We start from the raw sequence: 14,575 nt of genomic DNA, 5'->3' as shown, positions 1-14,575 counted from the left end.
AATATCCTCCTTTATGATTTCCCTTTTCCACGCCATACGATACGCCCACGGGTCAAATCATATGGGGATAATTCAACAACTACCTTATCACCAGGTAAAATTCTAATATAGTTCATACGCAGCTTACCTGAAATATGAGCGGTTATCTGATGTCCATTTTCCAATTCTACTATAAAAATAGTATTCGGTAAGGACTCAATAACAGATCCTTCAACCTCGATAACATCTTTCTTGGCCATTGATCAAACCTCCTCACGATTCTTATTCCCTACACCTTCTGGTGTACGATAGGACTCGAGTATTTTTCTTATCTCAGCGTTTGTTATCTTTTTTCCATTTAATATTTTTTCCTGAATTTCTATAACAATGTGATTGGTCTTCGCTAAGTGCTTAATCTTTTTTTTCTTTGGATTATTGACTTTGCGAAGTTTGCCATTACATACAAGTGTAAAATTTTCATCCACCACTTCTACAACCACCATAAACTGGCCCTTATCACGGCCAGCATTAGAGCGAACCACCTGTCCAATTATAAAATCATTCATTTATTCACCAACCTGAAGTACCGTCAGAAGTTCAGGATCACCGGTTCCGGTAATGAGCAATGTGTGTTCAAAGTGGGAAGACAGTTTACCATCTGTTGTCACAACGGTCCAGTCGTTATCCAGCATAACAACATCATAGGTTCCAATATTCACCATTGGTTCAATGGCTAATGTCATCCCCTGTCTTAGGCGTGGACCCCGACCTTTAGCTCCATAATTTGGGATGGGAGGATCTTCATGCATTTTACTTCCAACACCATGACCTACATAGTCTCTAACAACAGAAAAACCATTGTCTTCGACATAGGTCTGGATTGCATTGGAAATATCCGACAATCTATATCCATCTCTGGCATAAGCAATCCCTTTAAAAAAAGATTCCCGAGTAACATCAATCAGTCTTTGGGCCTCGTCTGAGATAGTGCCAACACCGTGTGTTACTGCTGCATCACCGACATAGCCTTTAAAGGTAGCACCAATATCAATGCTGATAATATCGCCTTCAAGTAATTTACGTTTTTGTGGAATTCCATGAACGACTTCTTCGTTCACGGAAGCACAAATGGAATTTGGAAACCCATTATAGCCCTTAAACGTTGGTAATGCACCAGCATCTCGAATGTATTTTTCAACAGCTCTGTCCAATTCCTGGGTTGTTACTCCTGGCTTGATCATTTTACCCACGAGGTCGTGAGCACCGGCAACAATGCCGCCGGCATGCCTCATGAGATCAACTTCCTTTTGGGATTTTATGGTTATCATGCTTAATTAACTCCACTCAGGACTTCCTCAATATCTTTAAAGACATCTTTCATATGTTGCAGTCCATTAATATTAATAATCTTTTGTTTATCTTCATAGAATCCAATCAGTGGTTCTGTCTGTTCTTCATAAATTTCAATTCGCTTTTTAACTGTTTCAACTTGATCATCGTCTCGCTGATGCAGAGCCGTTCCATCAAAATCACAGATCCCCTCAACCTTAGGTTTATTATACTTTAAATGATAGGTTGCAGCGCATTTAGGACAAATCCTGCGATTTATAACACGTTCAATCAAAATATCCGATGGGACATCCAGATTGATAGCGAAATCCAATTCACAGTCTTTTTTTGCGTTAATTTCACAAAGTGCAGCAGCCTGATTTACAGTCCTGGGAAATCCATCCAATAAATAGCCATATCCGGCATTTAAGACATCCTCATGTGTGAGGCGATCTGCTACCATTTCAACGACCAGTTCATCTGGAACAAGAAGTCCATTATGCATGTACTCTTTGGCTTTTTGACCAAGGGGAGTATCATTTTTCATGTTTTCTCTAAAAATGTCTCCGGTTGAAATATGAGGGATATTGTAGCTTTCGCAAATGCGTTTAGCCTGTGTCCCTTTACCTGCACCCGGAGGTCCTAATAATACAATTCTCATTTTTAATTCTTCTCCAGTTTGTTTTTAAGATTTCAAAAATCCCTGATGATGCCTCATCAACATTTCAGCTTCAATTTGTTTTACTGTTTCCAGGGCTACCCCAACAATAATCAGAAGACTTGTTCCCCCAAATTGAAGATTGACACCCATGATATTTCCTATAAAAATAGGAATAACAGCAATGACTGCTAAAAATGTTCCGCCGAATAAAGTTAAACGGTTCATAATTCTTGTAAAATATTCAACGGTTGGTTTTCCAGGTCTAATCCCAGGAACGTAACCGCCTTGTTTTTTAATGTTTTCAGCAACATCATAAGGATTAAATGTTACAGCCGTATAAAAATACGTAAATGCAATAATTAATACAATATAAATGATATTTGTCATCCATGATCCCCATGCAAAATTGACTGAAACCCAAGTTGCGAAAGGTGAACCTTGAAAAAAGCTTGCCAGCGTTGCCGGAAATAGTGTTAATGAGCTGGCAAAGATTATCGGAATAACCCCAGCCATATTTACACGCATTGGAATGTGCGTGCTTTGACCACCATACATTTTCCTGCCAACAACACGTTTTGCATATTGAACCGGAATTTTTCGTTGACCTTCTTGAACTGCCACCACTGCCAAAACAATGACAACGATGAATACAATAAATAGTAACAGGCTAATAATTGATAAAGTGCCAACGGTCACATATTTATACATTTGTAAAATTCCTGAAGGAATACGGGAAATAATACTGACAAAAATAATCAGTGAAATACCGTTTCCAATACCATTCTCCGTAATTTGTTCCCCTAAATACATTAGAAACGCTGTTCCTGCTGTAATGCTTAAGACCACGACGAAGATGGTGTACGGTGTCTTTTCAAGTAAAAGGTCCCCGAAGGATAAACTCATGCCCAAGGCCTGAATCAAAGCCAGGAAAATGGTAAGATACCGGGTATACTGTGCAAGTTTCTTGCGGCCTTCTTCACCTTCTTTTTGAAGTCTTTCAAGAGCTGGAATGGCAAAGGCCAAAAGATTCATAATAATCGAGGCATTAATATAAGGAGTGATACTCATGGCAAATATCGTAAAATTACCAAAGTTCCCTCCGGAAATAATATCAAATAAACCGAAAATTCCGCCGCCGCTGACAAGCTGACTTAACTGAGCAGTATCAATAAAAGGAACCGGTATATAAGCCCCTAAACGATAAACAAACAATAATGCCAGTGTAATAATAATCTTACGTCTTAAATCCGGAATTTTCCAAGCATTCCTCAAGGTAGCGATCATATTAGATCACCTCTACCTTTCCTCCTCCAGCGAGAATCTTCTCCTCAGCTGATTTGCTGATTTTATGAGCTTTTACAATAAAAGCTTTCTCAACTTCCCCGTTTCCAAGGATTTTCAATCCATCTCGCAATTTACGGATGAAACCATATTCAAGCATTAATTCCGGTGTAATGACAGTGTCTGCATCAAAAACATTTAGTTCTCCAACATTGACGATGGAATAAGTTTTCTTAAACCGCGCATTTGAAAAACCACGTTTTGGTAAACGTCTGGCTAAGGGCATTTGCCCGCCTTCAAAACCAGGTCTTACGCCCCCGCCGGAACGAGATTTTTGACCATCTTGTCCACGACCAGCAGTTTTTCCAAGACCAGAACCAGTACCGCGTCCCTTACGTTTTGGTGTCTTTTTAGAACCGGGTGCTGGACTTAAAGTATGTAACTTCATAATTGACACCTCCTATACTTCTTTAACTGTGAGCATGAAATCTGTTAGATGAATCATGCCACGAATTTGTGGAGTATCATTATGTATCACAGTTTGACGAATTTTTCTAAGACCCAAAGCCTGAATGTTTGCGCGTTGTTTCTGATTGCGGCCAATGAGGCTTTTTTTCAATGTAATTTCTAATTTCTTAGCCATAATGATTCCTCCTAACCTAATATTTCTTCAGGCTTTTTACCACGTTTTGCTGCAACCTGTTCAAGGGTTGTTAATCCAGCAAGGCCTGCCATTGTAGCATCGACCATATTACGGGCATTGTTTGATCCCAAAGATTTTGTTCGAATGTCTCTGATACCAGCTAATTCAAGTACTGCACGAACAGGGCCACCGGCAATAACGCCAGTACCTTTTCCAGCAGGTTTAAGTAATACATGACCTGCACCGGATTCGCCGTTAATTAAATGTGGTATCGTTGTCCCAACCATTGGTACTTTAATTAATGCTTTCTTTGCTGCGTCAATACCTTTACGAATAGCATCCGGAATTTCCATTGCTTTTCCTTTACCAACGCCAACATGACCATTTTCATCTCCAACAATCACAAGACAACTGAATCTGAAGTTACGACCGCCCTTAACAACCTTTGTAACCCGGTTAATGGAGACAACTTTTTCCTTCAAATCTAATGTACTTGGATCGATTTTTTTGTTTTGCATCAAATGACCTCCTTTACTTAGAATTTCAGACCGGCTTCACGAGCGCCTTCAGCCAATTCTTTTACTCGACCATGGTAAACATAGCCGCCTCTATCAAAAACAACGACTTCAATCCCTTTTTCAAGAGCTTTTTTTGCAACTGCCTGACCAACAGCTTTAGCAGCTGCTTTATCTCCTCCGTTTGTTACCTGACCCTTAAGATCTGCATCATTGGAAGAAGCTGAAACCAATGTGATACCTTTAGTATCATCAACAATTTGAGCATAAATATTTTTATTACTTCTAAATACGTTTAAGCGCGGTCTCAATTCAGTACCAGAAATTTTATTTCTGACTCGATAGTGACGTGCAATACGCAATTTATTTTTAATTGGTTTTTTAATCATCGAATTTCACTCCCTTCGTTATCTTTGTCTGGTTAGCAGGGTTTATTTCCCTGTTTTACCTTCTTTACGTCTGACGATTTCATCGGAATAACGCACGCCATGGCCCTTATAAGGTTCTGGTGGACGTTTTGCACGGATATTGGCAGCATGAGCGCCAACGGCTTCCTTGCTGATTCCTTTAACAAGTACCTTGGTATTTGTTTCCGGAATGGTTTCAATACCTTCTGGATCTTCCATTTCGACTGAATGTGAAAAACCGAGGTTCATAACCAATTTATTCCCTTTTTTCTCTGCTCTGTAACCGACGCCACTGATTTCCAATCTTTTTTCAAAGCCAGTATTTACGCCTGTAACCATATTATTAATTAAAGCACGTGTTAAACCATGAAGTGATTTATGCAGCTTACTTTCTGATGGTCGTGTGACGATGACTTCTTTTTCTTGAACATCAATGTCCATATCAGGATGAAATGTTCTAACCAGTTGTCCCAGTGGACCTTTAACAGTTAGGGTATGACCGTCTTTTTTAACGTCTACGCCCTGGAGGATCACAACAGGTGCTTTCCCTATTCTTGACATCTTTCTACCTCCTGTCTTAAATTGTTACCAAACGTAACATATCACTTCGCCGCCAACGCCGGCTTTTCTTGCTTTTTTATCTGTCATTACGCCTTTTGATGTAGAAACGATCGCAATACCAAGACCATTTAAGACCTTTGGCACTTCTTCTTTTCCTGCATAAACTCGAAGTCCAGGTTTAGATATTCTCTTAATACCCGCAACGACACGGCTTTTATTTTCTCCGTATTTCAGAGTGATTTTTATCAACCCCTGTTTTTCATCGCTAATGTAATCGACTTTATTTATATATCCTTCTTCTAAAAGAATTTGAGCAATTGCTTTCTTTTCTTTAGAAGCAGGCATTTCAACAGCTTTATGACCTGCATCATTTGCATTTCTGATGCGTGTTAACATATCCGCAATGGGATCAGTCATGACCATACTCGTTACCTCCTTTTCTCTTTGCTAGTTTGTTTTACCAGCTTGCTTTTCTAACGCCGGGGATTTCCCCTTTATATGCTAATTCTCTGAAACAAATACGACAAACCCCGAATTTTTTTAAAACAGAATGTGGTCGTCCACAAATTCGACATCGGGTATATTCTTGAGTCGAATACTTTTGTTTCTTCTGTTGTTTTTCTTTCATTGATTTTTTTGCCACTATACCATCCTCCTTATGCTCTACTGAATGGAATGCCAAGCAGTCTTAACAGTTCGTGAGCTTCTTCATCTGTTTTTGCCGTTGTGACAAACATAATGTCCATCCCTCTGACTTGTTCTACTTTATCGTAGTCAATTTCAGGAAAAATAAGTTGTTCTTTAATCCCGAATGCATAATTGCCTCGACCATCAAATGATTTATTTGACAGACCTCTGAAGTCACGTACTCGAGGAAGGGCAACATTGAATAACTTATCAGTAAATTCATACATCCGGACACTTCTTATCGTTACTTTTGCTCCAATGTTCATGCCTTCTCGGACTTTAAAGTTGGCAACTGATTTCTTTGCCTTAGTAATCACTGGTCTTTGACCGGCAATGATACCAAGGTCAATAACCGCAGCCTCCAAAGCTTTAGAGTTTTCTTTGCAATCTCCTAAACCCATGTTGAGAACAACTTTTTCAAGTTTAGGAACTTCCATGATATTTTTATATTGAAATTTTTCCATCATCGCCGGAACCACTTCAGTAAGGTATTTATCTTTTAATCTGGGCATATTTGTCCTCCTTCCCGAAATTAATTGCTAAATGTTTCGTTGCATTTTTTGCAGTATCTTACTTTTTTTCCATCATTTAAAAATTTATGACCAGTTCTCACACCTTTTTCACATTTAGCACAGTATATTAACACGTTAGAAGCTTCTAATTTACCTTCTTGTTGTGCAATACCACCCTGTTGCATCTGTTGTGTTGGTTTTTGATGTTTTGTGACCATATTTACATTTTCCACAAGAACTTTTGCTTCTCTGGGATAAGATTGAATTACTTTTCCCTTTTTGCCTTTGTCCTTACCGGAAATAACCATTACGATATCATCTTTTTTAATATGCATCTTTCATTTCCTCCTAACTAAAGTACTTCAGGAGCCAAAGATACGATTTTCATGTATTTCTTGTCCCTTAGCTCTCTTGCGACAGGTCCAAAAATTCGTGTACCTTTTGGGTTTTTATCGTCCTTTATAAGAACCGCTGCATTTTGGTCGAACTTGATGTAACTTCCATCGTCTCTTCGAATTCCGCTTTTTGTTCTAACGACAACAGCTTTAACCACATCGCCTTTTTTAACTTCGCCACCAGGTGCGGCACTTTTAACAGCACACACGATGACATCACCAATATTTGCATATCGACGACCGGAACCACCAAGAACTCGGATGCACAGTAATTCTTTTGCACCGGTATTATCAGCTACTTTTAGTCTAGTTTCTTGTTGAATCATCCGAAATACCTCCTTTTAAGCACTTGCTTATAGCGCTTTCTCTATGATTTCTACTAATCTCCAGCGTTTATCTTTGCTGAGGGGTCGTGTTTCCATTATTTTAACGCTATCCCCGATATTACATGCATTTTGTTCGTCATGGGCTTTAAATTTCACAGTTCTTTTTACTCGCTTTTTATATAACGGATGTTTGATAAAGGATTCAACAGTGACGACAATGGTTTTATCCATTTTATCACTAACAACCTTTCCGACACGAGTTTTTCTGTAACTTCTTTCTTCCATAAGCTAAACCTCCTTATCTATTGGTTTACTATGCTTCAAGAGACTGCATGGCACGTTCTTGCATAATTGTCTTAATACGTGCATAAGTCTTTTTTACTTCTTTGATGCGCATTGGGTTTTCCAACTGGCCGGTGGCATGTTGGAATCTCAGGTTGAATAATTCCACCTTGAGATCTCCCAGTTTTGTTTCTAATTCTACGGTCGTTAATTCTCTTATTTCTATTGGTTTCATGACTCATCACCCACTTCTAGTTCTTCCTGATCTTTACGAGTGATAAACTTTGTTTTTATTGGCAGTTTATGCTGGGCAAGACGCATGGCTTCCCTGGCCATATCCTCAGGAATCCCTGCAATCTCAAACATAACTCTGCCTGGTTTTACCACTGCGACCCAAAACTCTGGTGAACCTTTACCGGAACCCATTCGAGTTTCTGCGGGTTTTTGTGTAACAGGCTTATCTGGGAAGATTTTGATCCAAACCTTACCACCCCTTTTAATATATCTGGTCATGGCAACACGGGCTGCTTCAATTTGGTTAGCAGTGATCCATGCCGGCTCAAGAGCCTGGATAGCATAATCTCCATAAGTAATTTTGTTACCACGAAGTGCTTTCCCCTTCATTCGACCTCTATGTTGTTTTCTACGTTTTACACGTTTAGGCATTAACATATGCGTTATCCTCCTCTCTTAGTTTTCTGTCCTTTTAGCAGGAGCCTTTCGATGAGTTTGTTTTTTAGCTTTAGCGTCGTCTTCGGCTGCAATAGCCAGAACATCTTCACGTCCAGTTAAAATTTCACCCTTATTAACCCAAACCTTAACCCCTAATTTACCATAAGTGGTATCAGCTTCGGCAAATCCATAGTTTATATCAGCTCGTAATGTTTGCAGTGGCACATTACCTTGGGAATAATGTTCATTTCTTGCCATTTCAGCACCATTTAATCGACCTGCAACTGCGGTTTTGATGCCCTTGGCACCGGCACGCATGGTACGTTGCATTGTTTGTTTCATGGCACGTCGGAAAGAAATCCGTCGTTCTAGTTGTGCAGCAATATTTTCTGCAATGAGCTGTGCATCGACATCAACATTTTTAACTTCTACGATATTGATAAACACAGTTTTTTTAGTCATTTTTTCAAGTTCAAGACGTAAAGCATCAATGCCTGCGCCACCTCTGCCGATGATCATCCCTGGTTTTGCGGTATAGATATGAATCTTTACCTTGCTACCAAAACGCTCGATGACAATTTTAGAGATGCCTGCCTGGTATTGATTTACTTTAATATATTTACGAATATCGTGATCTTCAATCAAACAATCTGCAAAATCTTTATTGTTAGCAAACCATTTTGCATTCCAGTCCTTAATAATTCCAACTCTTAATCCATGAGGATTGACTTTTTGGCCCAAATATATTTCCTCCTTACTCTTTTTCTTTTAATACGGCTGTAATATGAGACGATCTTTTTCTAATAACTGTTGCACGTCCCTGCGCACCCGCTCTGAATCTTTTCAATGTTGGTCCCTGATTTGCAAATATCTGATCGACATACAAGTTTTCAGGATTCAAATTAAAATTATTTTCAGCATTCGCCAAAGCAGATTTAACAACTTTGTCAATAATCTTTGCCGCCTTGTTAGGGGTTAATGCTAAAATGCTTAATGCTTCGCCCATGCTTTTTCCCCGAATTAAATCAGCTACTAATTTAGCTTTTCTGGATGAAACACGTACATATTTGGCTGTCGCTCTTGCTTCCATTGGTTTACCTCCTTTTAGCTATCTTAATTTAGTTTTCTTTTCGCCAGCATGACCTCTAAAGGTTCTGGTTGGTGCAAACTCTCCGAGTTTGTGACCTACCATATCCTCGGTAACATACACTGGCACATGTTTTCTGCCATCGTGAACTGCGATCGTGTGTCCTACCATTTGCGGGAAAAGTGTGGAGCTTCTTGACCAGGTCTTCAGCACAGTATGTTCACTCTTTTCGTTCATGGCTTCTATTCGTTTAAGTAACTTCGCGTCAACGAAAGGTCCTTTTTTTAATGATCTACCCATAATTCAACCTCCTCTCGATTTATTAACTTTTGATTGTTTATTTTTTATTTCTTGATCTTACGATATATTTATCGGAAGGTTTGTTTTTCGCACGTGTTTTATAGCCCATTGTTGGTTTACCCCAAGGTGTTACTGGTCCGGAACGTCCAATTGGAGCTTTTCCTTCACCACCACCATGTGGATGGTCATTGGGATTCATAACAGAACCACGAACCGTTGGTCGGACGCCCATATGTCTTTTACGACCGGCTTTACCGATACGAACATGCTGGTGATCCAGATTTCCAACCTGACCAATGGTAGCACGACATTCAATTCGTACCATTCTCATTTCGCCAGAGGGTAAACGTAATGTTGCAAAATTGCCTTCTTTAGCCATCAACTGAGCACTTCCGCCTGCTGAGCGAACCATTTGTGCGCCCTTACCAGCTTTTAACTCAATATTGTGAACGGTTGAACCAACTGGAATGTTTATCAGTGGCAAACAGTTCCCAATAGTAATATCTGATTCAGGTCCGGAAAAAATAACATCTCCAACCTTTAGTTTTAGTGGCGCAATGATATATCGTTTTTCGCCATCAACATAATGAATTAGTGCAATATTTGAGCTTCTGTTTGGATCGTACTCAATACCTGCAACCTTTCCGGGAATGTCATCTTTATTTCTTTTGAAATCAATGATTCTGTATTTTCTTTTAGCACCACCACCTTGATGTCTAACGGTGATACGACCGTAACAGTTACGGCCACCATGCTTTTTAACTGGTTCCAATAGTGCCTTTTCAGGCTCATACTTGGTGACTTCTTCGAATGTATTAACACTCATATTTCTACGTCCAGGGGACGTCGGTTTATACTTTCTAATACCCATTGTTCGCAACCTCCTTTTTTGTATGCTTCTCGGGTTGTCATTTCGTTAAAGTGTTTATACCCCTTCGAAGAATTGGATGCCTTTGCTTCCTGGTGTTAGCTTAACAATGGCTTTTTTCCAATCGGATCTTCGACCAACGAAACGTCCGGTTCTTTTTAGCTTGCCTTTCATATTCATGGTAGAAACTTTTTCTACTTTAACATCAAATATTACTTCGACAGCATTTTTTATCTCAATTTTATTAGCTCTTTTGTCCACTTTAAAAGTGAATTTTTTTACTTCTGCATCGGCCATACTACGTTCTGTAATAATTGGCTTCATGATAATATCGCGAGGATTTTTCATTATGCGTATACCTCCTCAATCTTTTCTAGTGCTTCCTGAGTCATTATCAACACATCGTATTTTAACATGTCATACACGTTAAGTTCATTGACTGTTGTGGTAGCGATTTTAGGAATATTATTTGCTGACTTAAAAATACTATTATTGTTTTCAGGAAGTACAATCAACGCTTTTTCAGCATTGATATTTTTTAATACAGTAATCATTTCTTTTGTTTTTGGAGCATCCATAACCAATTGATTCAAAACTCGAATTTCATTTTCCTGAGCTTTTGCTGAAAATACTGATTTCATGGCTAAGGCTTTAACCTTTTTGTTAACTTTTTTGCTGTAGTCTCTTGATTTTGGTGCAAAGATGACACCGCCACCCTTCCACAATGGAGATCTGATCGTACCGGCACGAGCCCGGCCTGTTCCTTTTTGTTTCCAGGGTTTACGACCGCCGCCGCGAACTTCTGAACGAGTTTTGGCTGAACGTGTACCCTGTCGTCTATTTGCAAGCAGTGCAACCACTACTTCATGTACTACATATTCGTTGGGTTCGATTCCGAAGATTCCTTCGCTTAATTCGACGTCACCAACAACATTTCCTTTTACATCTAATATGTCAATTTTAGGCATTTGAATTCCTCCTTTCAGGCTTGATTTTTCTATGCTTTGACGCTGGTTTTAATAGTGACGAGCGCTCCTCTGATTCCTGGTACTGCACCTCTGATTAAAAGTACATTGTTTTCAACATCAACTTTAACGACTTCTAGATTAATTGCGGATACATTTTTGTTCCCCATTTGACCTGGAAGCTTTTTACCTTTAAATACTCTTGAAGGTGAGGATGATGCCCCCATGGAACCTGGTCTTCGATGATATTTGGAACCATGAGCCATTGGTCCTCTGGATTGGTTATGTCGTTTAATAACCCCCTGGAATCCCTTACCCTTTGATTTACCTGAAATATCAACACGATCTCCAGCTTCAAACATATCAGCCTGAATTAGTTGTCCAGTTGTATAACTTGCATAATCATCAAGCTTAAACTCACGGATCACTTTTTTATATTCAATACTGTGTTTGTCATAATGACCTTTTAAAGGTTTTGTCATTCGTCGTTCTTTCACTTGGCCAAAAGCCAATTGAAGCGCTTCATAACCATCAACTTCGATGGTTTTCTTTTGAAGCACAACACAAGGTCCTGCTTCTACAACGGTAACAGGAATGACTGTACCATTTTCTGTGAAAATCTGGGTCATTCCAACTTTTCTTCCGATAATTGCTTTTTTCATACTTTCCTCCTAAATATCATTGGATTGCCGGGCAATCATAATACCATTGGGGTCTATAGTTTAATTTCTATATCAACGCCTGCTGGTAAGTTCAATCTCATTAATGCGTCTACGGTTTTTGGTGTTGGATTTAAAATGTCAATTAACCGTTTGTGTGTACGCATTTCAAATTGCTCTCTGGAATCCTTATACTTATGAACTGCTCGAAGAATCGTAATGATTTCTTTGTCAGTTGGCAGCGGTATCGGACCAGAGACAGTTGCACCTGTTCTCTTTGCTGTTTCAACAATTCGTTCAGCTGATTGATCTAATATTTTATGATCAAACGCTTTTAACCTGATTCTAATCTTTTGTTTTGCCATACCTAAATTTTACCTCCTTTTTGATTTTTTTTCAAACTAATTTAGGTACTCCAATCACTTGTCAACCCATCCGGGTGTTTCATCATAAATTTTTTCAAAATGAACATCGTCATTTTGTGATTCGTCTATGAATTTCAGTGATTGTCGTCAGATTCTAAGATCGTGACGTACTCCATGGGAATTAACCTGTCTAAGGTGACAGCAACCTCTCACTTCATCGCTGAGTGTTAACCTTCCACATTATACAAGAAAAAAACGCCTTTGGCAAGCGTTTTTTTAAGTTTTTTCACTTTATTCTAATATTTTTTCCGGGGGCTTATCTAAAAAATAAATTCCGGATCCCTGGAGCCCCAGATGCGCTGCTAAAACGCAACCAATGGGCACCGGTTCGATTTTTTCAATCCCCATTAATCTTAAGGCATTTTCATATTCCTCAACTGGCTTCATTGAACCTGTATAAGCAATGCCAACGGTTTGATTGAGATATTCGCCAATGTTTTCAGATACCTTTTCAATAATCGTATTTCGGGCTTTTTTATTTCCTCTGACTTTTCCAATGATTTTAAGTTCACCTTCTTCAACCGATACAATCGGATGAATTTTCAGGAATCCCCCTACCATTGCAGTTCCGCGGGAAACCCGGCCCCCTCGGTACAACCAGTTTAAATCTTCAATACTAAAATAAAAATGAGTGTGGGGTATTAACTTTTCCGTTGCCTCAACTAAATACTCAAGGTCTTTTCCCTTTTCAATGAACTTCAGCAATTCAACCGCAATAAGAGCAATACCTCCGCCACTTTGGAGGCTATCAACTATTTTGCATTTAAAGTCCGGATATTTTTCCTGGACATCCTTAAGTACCAGACGGGCGGTTTCATAGCTTCCTGATAACTTAGAGGTAAAAGCAAGATAAAAACACTCCACCTTGTTTTTTGCGCATTCTTCGAAATATTCAAGAAAGTCCCCTGGATTCACTTGGGATGTTGTGGGTACAATTCCCTTTTCCATAAATTTATTCATTCCATCCAGGTCAATTTCTCGTTTGTCACGGTATACCTTTCCCTCTATAATAACATTTAGGGAAACCATATCCAAGCTGGGATGATTTATAGTTCCTTTTGGTAAATCACACATACTATCAACTAAAAGTTTAATCATAATATACTTCTTTCCAATTCTATTTTTTAGAATCACTGTATTTTTTCTCATAAATTTCTTTTAACTGATCTAAGCTTTCAAATATTTCTTCCCGCGAGTAATTTTGTTTCTGTAAATAATCATCACTCATTTTAATGACCTCAGAATAGAATTTTTCAGCTAATTTCAAATGTTCAAGTTTAGGATTTTTTTCGATTAATTCGAATAGCTCATTTTCAGCTTCATTTATTTTTCTGTCATAAATCATTTCCTGAAAACGAAAATACAAATAGTCGTCTTCAATAAACTCCCCTTGTTCTCCCTGAATTTTAATCTTAACTTTTTCTTTTCGAAATATTCCTATGACAAATTTAGAAAAGTTTTCAATTTCTCGTACTATGAAATCTTTTTGAAACATCTTATCATCGCTTTCCTGGTTAATTAATATTTTAATAAATAATACCACAAAAAATATGCCTTTTCCCATTAAAATTATTTTCGTAAATTTTCCCCATTAAAAAACCATCTTTCTTATAGAAAGACGGTTAAATATTAATAGAGGTTTTAGTTTACAGATTCAGTCTGCAAGAATCTTAGCAACAACTCCGGATCCAACTGTTCGTCCGCCTTCACGGATAGCGAAACGTAAGCCTTCTTCAATCGCGATTGGTGTGATCAGAGTAATTTCCATTTGAACATTATCTCCTGGCATTACCATTTCCACGCCTTCAGGTAATTTGATGACGCCTGTTACATCCGTTGTTCTGAAGTAGAACTGTGGTCGGTAACCATCAAAGAATGGAGTATGACGTCCGCCTTCTTCTTTGGTTAATACATAAACTTCTGACATATAATGGGTATGTGGTTTAATGGAACCTGGTTTAGCCAGTACCTGACCACGTTCAACCTGTGATCGTTCAACACCGCGAAGCAGTGCGCCGACA

28 protein-coding genes and 1 pseudogene are annotated in these 14,575 nt (G+C 38.8%); all 29 read right to left on the bottom strand.

Annotated elements, in window-relative coordinates:
- Window positions 1–11 precede the first annotated feature (11 nt).
- Window positions 12–239 carry a translation initiation factor IF-1 gene (gene infA, locus VIK44_RS02410; RefSeq protein WP_050738991.1) on the bottom strand — a complete coding sequence of 76 codons (228 nt, stop codon included), beginning with the start codon at window positions 237–239 and terminating at the stop codon, window positions 12–14.
- A 3-nt stretch (window positions 240–242) separates the two neighbouring features.
- Window positions 243–545 (bottom strand): KOW domain-containing RNA-binding protein, encoded by a 303-nt coding sequence (locus VIK44_RS02405; protein ID WP_331552252.1) that lies wholly within the window; start codon window positions 543–545, stop codon window positions 243–245.
- Entirely contained in the window at window positions 546–1,307 is a 762-nt protein-coding gene (map, locus tag VIK44_RS02400; RefSeq protein ID WP_331552251.1) for a type I methionyl aminopeptidase, read from the bottom strand.
- A gap of 2 nt (window positions 1,308–1,309) precedes the next feature.
- Window positions 1,310–1,969, bottom strand: a complete 660-nt coding sequence (locus VIK44_RS02395) for an adenylate kinase (protein WP_331552250.1) — start codon at window positions 1,967–1,969, stop codon at window positions 1,310–1,312.
- Between the two features lie 24 nt (window positions 1,970–1,993).
- Complete coding sequence (gene secY, locus VIK44_RS02390; RefSeq protein WP_331552249.1) at window positions 1,994–3,253, bottom strand: preprotein translocase subunit SecY; 1,260 nt, start codon at window positions 3,251–3,253, stop codon at window positions 1,994–1,996.
- Between the two features lies 1 nt (window position 3,254).
- Complete coding sequence (rplO, locus tag VIK44_RS02385; protein WP_331552248.1) at window positions 3,255–3,698, bottom strand: 50S ribosomal protein L15; 444 nt, start codon at window positions 3,696–3,698, stop codon at window positions 3,255–3,257.
- A 12-nt stretch (window positions 3,699–3,710) separates the two neighbouring features.
- On the bottom strand, window positions 3,711–3,893 hold the full coding sequence (gene rpmD / locus VIK44_RS02380; RefSeq protein ID WP_331552247.1) for a 50S ribosomal protein L30: 183 nt from the start codon (window positions 3,891–3,893) through the stop codon (window positions 3,711–3,713).
- An 11-nt stretch (window positions 3,894–3,904) separates the two neighbouring features.
- Window positions 3,905–4,411, bottom strand: coding sequence for a 30S ribosomal protein S5 (rpsE, locus tag VIK44_RS02375; protein ID WP_331552246.1), 507 nt, complete (start codon window positions 4,409–4,411; stop codon window positions 3,905–3,907).
- Window positions 4,412–4,428: 17 nt separating this feature from the next.
- Window positions 4,429–4,797 (bottom strand): 50S ribosomal protein L18, encoded by a 369-nt coding sequence (gene rplR, locus VIK44_RS02370; RefSeq protein ID WP_331552245.1) that lies wholly within the window; start codon window positions 4,795–4,797, stop codon window positions 4,429–4,431.
- Between the two features lie 42 nt (window positions 4,798–4,839).
- A complete protein-coding gene (rplF, locus tag VIK44_RS02365; RefSeq protein WP_331552244.1) occupies window positions 4,840–5,376 on the bottom strand; it encodes a 50S ribosomal protein L6 in 537 nt (178 codons plus the stop codon).
- A gap of 24 nt (window positions 5,377–5,400) precedes the next feature.
- On the bottom strand, window positions 5,401–5,799 hold the full coding sequence (gene rpsH, locus VIK44_RS02360; protein WP_331552243.1) for a 30S ribosomal protein S8: 399 nt from the start codon (window positions 5,797–5,799) through the stop codon (window positions 5,401–5,403).
- A gap of 34 nt (window positions 5,800–5,833) precedes the next feature.
- A complete protein-coding gene (locus tag VIK44_RS02355; protein WP_331552242.1) occupies window positions 5,834–6,019 on the bottom strand; it encodes a type Z 30S ribosomal protein S14 in 186 nt (61 codons plus the stop codon).
- Between the two features lie 13 nt (window positions 6,020–6,032).
- Window positions 6,033–6,575 carry a 50S ribosomal protein L5 gene (gene rplE, locus VIK44_RS02350; protein ID WP_331552241.1) on the bottom strand — a complete coding sequence of 181 codons (543 nt, stop codon included), beginning with the start codon at window positions 6,573–6,575 and terminating at the stop codon, window positions 6,033–6,035.
- Window positions 6,576–6,595: 20 nt separating this feature from the next.
- A complete protein-coding gene (gene rplX / locus VIK44_RS02345; protein WP_331552240.1) occupies window positions 6,596–6,910 on the bottom strand; it encodes a 50S ribosomal protein L24 in 315 nt (104 codons plus the stop codon).
- Window positions 6,911–6,927: 17 nt separating this feature from the next.
- Complete coding sequence (gene rplN, locus VIK44_RS02340) at window positions 6,928–7,296, bottom strand: 50S ribosomal protein L14 (RefSeq protein ID WP_331552239.1); 369 nt, start codon at window positions 7,294–7,296, stop codon at window positions 6,928–6,930.
- 27 nt (window positions 7,297–7,323) lie between these two features.
- The gene (rpsQ, locus tag VIK44_RS02335) at window positions 7,324–7,581 is read right to left on the bottom strand and encodes a 30S ribosomal protein S17 (RefSeq protein WP_331552238.1); all 258 of its coding nucleotides are present in this window, start codon (window positions 7,579–7,581) and stop codon (window positions 7,324–7,326) included.
- A 28-nt stretch (window positions 7,582–7,609) separates the two neighbouring features.
- Window positions 7,610–7,813 (bottom strand): 50S ribosomal protein L29, encoded by a 204-nt coding sequence (rpmC, locus tag VIK44_RS02330; RefSeq protein WP_331552237.1) that lies wholly within the window; start codon window positions 7,811–7,813, stop codon window positions 7,610–7,612.
- Window positions 7,810–8,250 (bottom strand): 50S ribosomal protein L16, encoded by a 441-nt coding sequence (gene rplP / locus VIK44_RS02325; protein ID WP_331552236.1) that lies wholly within the window; start codon window positions 8,248–8,250, stop codon window positions 7,810–7,812. Before rplP ends, rpmC begins: the two co-directional genes overlap by 4 nt.
- An 18-nt stretch (window positions 8,251–8,268) precedes the next feature.
- Window positions 8,269–8,991, bottom strand: coding sequence for a 30S ribosomal protein S3 (rpsC, locus tag VIK44_RS02320; RefSeq protein ID WP_331552235.1), 723 nt, complete (start codon window positions 8,989–8,991; stop codon window positions 8,269–8,271).
- A gap of 13 nt (window positions 8,992–9,004) precedes the next feature.
- Window positions 9,005–9,340: a 50S ribosomal protein L22 gene (gene rplV / locus VIK44_RS02315; RefSeq protein WP_331552234.1), complete on the bottom strand. Its 336-nt coding sequence runs from the start codon at window positions 9,338–9,340 to the stop codon at window positions 9,005–9,007.
- Window positions 9,341–9,358: 18 nt separating this feature from the next.
- Entirely contained in the window at window positions 9,359–9,637 is a 279-nt protein-coding gene (rpsS, locus tag VIK44_RS02310) for a 30S ribosomal protein S19 (protein ID WP_331552233.1), read from the bottom strand.
- Between the two features lie 37 nt (window positions 9,638–9,674).
- Window positions 9,675–10,508, bottom strand: coding sequence for a 50S ribosomal protein L2 (gene rplB, locus VIK44_RS02305; RefSeq protein WP_331552232.1), 834 nt, complete (start codon window positions 10,506–10,508; stop codon window positions 9,675–9,677).
- A gap of 54 nt (window positions 10,509–10,562) precedes the next feature.
- Window positions 10,563–10,853 (bottom strand): 50S ribosomal protein L23, encoded by a 291-nt coding sequence (gene rplW, locus VIK44_RS02300; RefSeq protein WP_331552231.1) that lies wholly within the window; start codon window positions 10,851–10,853, stop codon window positions 10,563–10,565.
- On the bottom strand, window positions 10,853–11,473 hold the full coding sequence (gene rplD, locus VIK44_RS02295; protein WP_331552230.1) for a 50S ribosomal protein L4: 621 nt from the start codon (window positions 11,471–11,473) through the stop codon (window positions 10,853–10,855). The genes rplW and rplD overlap by 1 nt, the downstream gene beginning before the upstream one ends.
- 29 nt (window positions 11,474–11,502) lie before the next feature.
- Window positions 11,503–12,132: a 50S ribosomal protein L3 gene (gene rplC / locus VIK44_RS02290; protein ID WP_331552229.1), complete on the bottom strand. Its 630-nt coding sequence runs from the start codon at window positions 12,130–12,132 to the stop codon at window positions 11,503–11,505.
- 53 nt (window positions 12,133–12,185) lie between these two features.
- Entirely contained in the window at window positions 12,186–12,494 is a 309-nt protein-coding gene (gene rpsJ, locus VIK44_RS02285; RefSeq protein WP_050738966.1) for a 30S ribosomal protein S10, read from the bottom strand.
- A gap of 291 nt (window positions 12,495–12,785) precedes the next feature.
- Window positions 12,786–13,652, bottom strand: coding sequence for a DegV family protein (locus VIK44_RS02280; protein ID WP_331552228.1), 867 nt, complete (start codon window positions 13,650–13,652; stop codon window positions 12,786–12,788).
- A gap of 19 nt (window positions 13,653–13,671) precedes the next feature.
- Entirely contained in the window at window positions 13,672–14,049 is a 378-nt protein-coding gene (locus VIK44_RS02275) for a DUF6483 family protein (protein WP_331552227.1), read from the bottom strand.
- A gap of 159 nt (window positions 14,050–14,208) precedes the next feature.
- Window positions 14,209–14,575 (bottom strand): annotated as a pseudogene (gene tuf / locus VIK44_RS02270) (elongation factor Tu); the annotation flags it as partial.

It is taken from the genome of Acetobacterium sp. (genome assembly GCF_036508315.1).
Classification (GTDB): domain Bacteria; phylum Bacillota; class Clostridia; order Eubacteriales; family Eubacteriaceae; genus Acetobacterium.
The sequence above is the reverse complement of the archived record's forward strand: the minus strand, read 5'-3'. Positions and strand labels throughout refer to the sequence as shown.

Coding starts and splice junctions, on each gene's coding strand:
- map (WP_331552251.1), bottom strand. CDS start 1,307: ATGATAACCATAAAATCCCAAAAGGAAGTTGATCTCATGAGGCATGCC.
- rplX (WP_331552240.1), bottom strand. CDS start 6,910: ATGCATATTAAAAAAGATGATATCGTAATGGTTATTTCCGGTAAGGAC.
- rplB (WP_331552232.1), bottom strand. CDS start 10,508: ATGGGTATTAGAAAGTATAAACCGACGTCCCCTGGACGTAGAAATATG.
- rpsS (WP_331552233.1), bottom strand. CDS start 9,637: ATGGGTAGATCATTAAAAAAAGGACCTTTCGTTGACGCGAAGTTACTT.
- rpmC (WP_331552237.1), bottom strand. CDS start 7,813: ATGAAACCAATAGAAATAAGAGAATTAACGACCGTAGAATTAGAAACA.
- rplE (WP_331552241.1), bottom strand. CDS start 6,575: ATGCCCAGATTAAAAGATAAATACCTTACTGAAGTGGTTCCGGCGATG.
- VIK44_RS02280 (WP_331552228.1), bottom strand. CDS start 13,652: ATGATTAAACTTTTAGTTGATAGTATGTGTGATTTACCAAAAGGAACT.
- rpsQ (WP_331552238.1), bottom strand. CDS start 7,581: ATGGAAGAAAGAAGTTACAGAAAAACTCGTGTCGGAAAGGTTGTTAGT.
- secY (WP_331552249.1), bottom strand. CDS start 3,253: ATGATCGCTACCTTGAGGAATGCTTGGAAAATTCCGGATTTAAGACGT.
- infA (WP_050738991.1), bottom strand. CDS start 239: ATGGCCAAGAAAGATGTTATCGAGGTTGAAGGATCTGTTATTGAGTCC.
- rplO (WP_331552248.1), bottom strand. CDS start 3,698: ATGAAGTTACATACTTTAAGTCCAGCACCCGGTTCTAAAAAGACACCA.
- rpmD (WP_331552247.1), bottom strand. CDS start 3,893: ATGGCTAAGAAATTAGAAATTACATTGAAAAAAAGCCTCATTGGCCGC.
- rplV (WP_331552234.1), bottom strand. CDS start 9,340: ATGGAAGCAAGAGCGACAGCCAAATATGTACGTGTTTCATCCAGAAAA.
- rplN (WP_331552239.1), bottom strand. CDS start 7,296: ATGATTCAACAAGAAACTAGACTAAAAGTAGCTGATAATACCGGTGCA.
- rplF (WP_331552244.1), bottom strand. CDS start 5,376: ATGTCAAGAATAGGGAAAGCACCTGTTGTGATCCTCCAGGGCGTAGAC.
- VIK44_RS02405 (WP_331552252.1), bottom strand. CDS start 545: ATGAATGATTTTATAATTGGACAGGTGGTTCGCTCTAATGCTGGCCGT.
- rplC (WP_331552229.1), bottom strand. CDS start 12,132: ATGAAAAAAGCAATTATCGGAAGAAAAGTTGGAATGACCCAGATTTTC.
- VIK44_RS02395 (WP_331552250.1), bottom strand. CDS start 1,969: ATGAGAATTGTATTATTAGGACCTCCGGGTGCAGGTAAAGGGACACAG.
- rplD (WP_331552230.1), bottom strand. CDS start 11,473: ATGCCTAAAATTGACATATTAGATGTAAAAGGAAATGTTGTTGGTGAC.
- rpsJ (WP_050738966.1), bottom strand. CDS start 12,494: ATGGCAAAACAAAAGATTAGAATCAGGTTAAAAGCGTTTGATCATAAA.
- VIK44_RS02275 (WP_331552227.1), bottom strand. CDS start 14,049: ATGTTTCAAAAAGATTTCATAGTACGAGAAATTGAAAACTTTTCTAAA.
- rplW (WP_331552231.1), bottom strand. CDS start 10,853: ATGAAAAATCCTCGCGATATTATCATGAAGCCAATTATTACAGAACGT.
- rpsE (WP_331552246.1), bottom strand. CDS start 4,411: ATGCAAAACAAAAAAATCGATCCAAGTACATTAGATTTGAAGGAAAAA.
- rpsH (WP_331552243.1), bottom strand. CDS start 5,799: ATGGTCATGACTGATCCCATTGCGGATATGTTAACACGCATCAGAAAT.
- rplP (WP_331552236.1), bottom strand. CDS start 8,250: ATGTTAATGCCTAAACGTGTAAAACGTAGAAAACAACATAGAGGTCGA.
- rplR (WP_331552245.1), bottom strand. CDS start 4,797: ATGATTAAAAAACCAATTAAAAATAAATTGCGTATTGCACGTCACTAT.